The organism is Pseudomonas sp. MD195_PC81_125 (assembly GCF_014060985.1).
Classification (GTDB): Bacteria; Pseudomonadota; Gammaproteobacteria; order Pseudomonadales; family Pseudomonadaceae; genus Aquipseudomonas; species Aquipseudomonas parakoreensis.
Map to the genome: position 1 here is coordinate 1 of NZ_JABULD010000236.1, position 2,576 is coordinate 2,576.

The following is a 2,576-nucleotide window of genomic DNA, read 5'->3' on the forward strand; positions in this document are numbered from 1 at the left end:
GGAGCTGCCGCAGGCTGCGATCTTTTCGCTTTTCACCTCAACCCGGGGTCAGACACTCCGGCCCCATTGAGCTTCGGATCATTCACCAGATTCGCCAGCACCCGCTCGCGCAACGCCGCCGGCTCACTGGCGAGCAAGCCCTGCAGCACATGCAACGGCGTCGCAGGATCGAGCCAGGCCGCCTGCCCCGCCTCATCGAGAATCAACGGTCGGCGCTGACTGGCCGCCGGCTGGGTGATGACCGCGGTGCTCAGCCACACCTGTTCCTGCACCGGGTACGCCTCCCAGATCGCCGCGAAAAACAACGACGAACCCTCCCCGGGCGTCAGCCAGTACGGGCGCTTGCGCAGATTGCCGCGCCATTCGTAGAAACCGTTGGCCGGCAGCAAACAACGGCGCAGGCGCAGCGCTTCACGGAACATCGGCTGTTCGGCGACGGTTTCCGCCCGGGCATGCGCCGGGGTTTTCGACAGATCGGTCAGCCACGGCGGCGTCAGCCCCCAACGGGCGCGGGCCAGCGTGCGCTGGCCGTCGGCCTCGGCACGCAGCATCAACACCGAATCATTGGGAGAAATATTCCACTGCGCCTGCTGATCGGCGGGAAATCCGGGCAGAGCCGCGAAGTCGCGGTTCCAGCGAAACAGGGCATAACGTCCACACATGGGGCAACACGACTCAGCAATAAAAACGAACGTCAGCCTAACAGACCAGCGTCCCGGGGAAGCTCTCCGGTTCATCGCCGGGGCAGCGGCAGCGCGGCATTGTACGCGGTGATCAGCTCGCGGGCGTATTCGGCCTGATCGTTATCGACCGACAACCCCAGCAGGCCAAAAATCGGCAACTCCCCCGTGCCGCCGAGCAGATCCCGGCCCACCAGATGCGCCTCGATGCCTTCGCTGGCGAGCATGCCCTTGAGCATCTCGCCTTCCATCAGGTTTTCCGGCTCGTAGATTCGCTGCATGGGCGCCCCTCATTCGTTTTCACTGAACACTTCCAGAAACCAGTCCTCGCCGTGAACCTGCAAGACAAACGTGATCGGTCGACAACACACCTCACAGTCCTCGATGTAGGTCTGATCGCCTGCGGACAGGTCCACCGTCGTTTCGACCTCTTCACCACAATACGGACATTCATACAGTGCGCTTTCCAGCATCGCGGTCTCCCAGGTGACTTGTGCGTATAATCGCCGGTCTATTTGCAGGGCTATTTTTGTCTGGCTACTTTTTCAGACCGTGCCCCGTTGGTTTTCGATCAAAACCTTTACTTACCCTAGCCGTTTCCAACAAGAGAGCATGATGGGCGAATTCGATGCCATCCGACCTTACGACGACAGCGAAGTACCTGTGGTACTGGCAAGACTGCTCGGCGACAAGGCGTTTCTAGATATCCTCACCCACTTCCGCTTCCCGCGTTTTGCCGGTGCCTTCGGCTGGATGCTCAAACCCCTTATAGCCCATCGGCTGCGTCGTGAGTTCGCCAGCGTGACCTCGGTGGCGACGTTGCAGGACAAGATCGAGTCCTACGTCGACCACACCATCGAGCGCGCCACCGACGGCGTGACCTACACGGGTGTCGAGCAATTCAAGTCCGGCAGCGCTTATCTGTTTATCGCCAACCACCGCGACATCGTGATGGACCCGGCCTTCGTCAACTATGCGGTGTACCACGCCGGCCTGCCGACGCCACGCATCGCAATCGGCGACAACCTGCTGCAAAAGCCCTTTGTCAGCGACCTGATGCGCCTGAACAAGAGCTTCATCGTGCACCGTTCGATCACCGGGCGCCGCGAGAAGATGGCGGCGTATCAATTGCTGTCGGCGTATATCAACCACTCGATCCGCAACGATTGCGCCTCGATCTGGATCGCGCAGGCCGAAGGCCGGGCCAAGGACGGCGACGACCGTACCGAGTCGGCGATCCTCAAGATGTTCCACATGAGCCGCAAGGACGAGCCGTTCGGCGAAGTGATCCAGTCGCTGAACCTGACCCCGGTGTCGATCAGTTACGAATACGACCCGTGCGACCAGGCCAAGGCCCGCGAGCTGTACATCCGCGCTACCACCGGCACCTACGCCAAGGCGCCGGGGCGAGGATGACGTGAGCATTGCCAAGGGCATTACGGGCTACAAGGGCCGGGTGCATGTGAACTTCGCCGCGCCGATCACCGAGCTGTTCGAAGACACCAAGCAATTGGCGGTCGAGATGGACAAGCAGATTCTCGGTGGTTATCGCCTGTTCCCGGTGCATTACCTGGCATATGCGCAGTGGGCCGACGCCGATCCGCAACTGAACGTGCCGAAGGCTGCCGAGCTGTTCCCCGCCGATGAACTGGCCAAGGCGCAGGAAGAATGGCAGAGCCGTCTGGATGCCTGCCCTGAGGAGCACCGTCCGTATCTGGTGCTGCAATATGCGACGCCGGTGCGTAATCAGTACCGCGTAAAAGCCGGGTTGCCGTTATAAAAACTGTTGGCAAATCACACTGTGGCGAGGGGATTTATCCCCGATGGGTCGCGAAGCGACCCCAGGATTCTGCCTGAATAATTATGGGCCTGCTGCGCAGGCCATCGGGGGATAAA

1 protein-coding gene and 3 pseudogenes are annotated in these 2,576 nt (G+C 60.9%); 1 reads left to right on the plus strand and 3 read right to left on the minus strand.

Annotated elements, in window-relative coordinates; translation table 11 throughout:
* Positions 1–37: 37 nt before the first annotated feature.
* From HT737_RS10190 to HT737_RS10200, 3 genes and pseudogenes are all read right to left on the minus strand, one after another.
* Positions 38–662, minus strand: a pseudogene (locus HT737_RS10190) (SOS response-associated peptidase).
* Positions 663–699: 37 nt separating this feature from the next.
* Positions 700–961, minus strand: a pseudogene (locus HT737_RS10195) (putative signal transducing protein).
* A 9-nt stretch (positions 962–970) separates the two neighbouring features.
* Positions 971–1,153, minus strand: a complete 183-nt coding sequence (locus HT737_RS10200; RefSeq protein WP_047296468.1) for a CPXCG motif-containing cysteine-rich protein — start codon at positions 1,151–1,153, stop codon at positions 971–973.
* Between the two features lie 142 nt (positions 1,154–1,295).
* Between HT737_RS10200 and HT737_RS10205 the strand changes: the two are divergent.
* Positions 1,296–2,460: pseudogene (locus HT737_RS10205) on the plus strand (1-acyl-sn-glycerol-3-phosphate acyltransferase).
* Positions 2,461–2,576 lie beyond the last annotated feature (116 nt).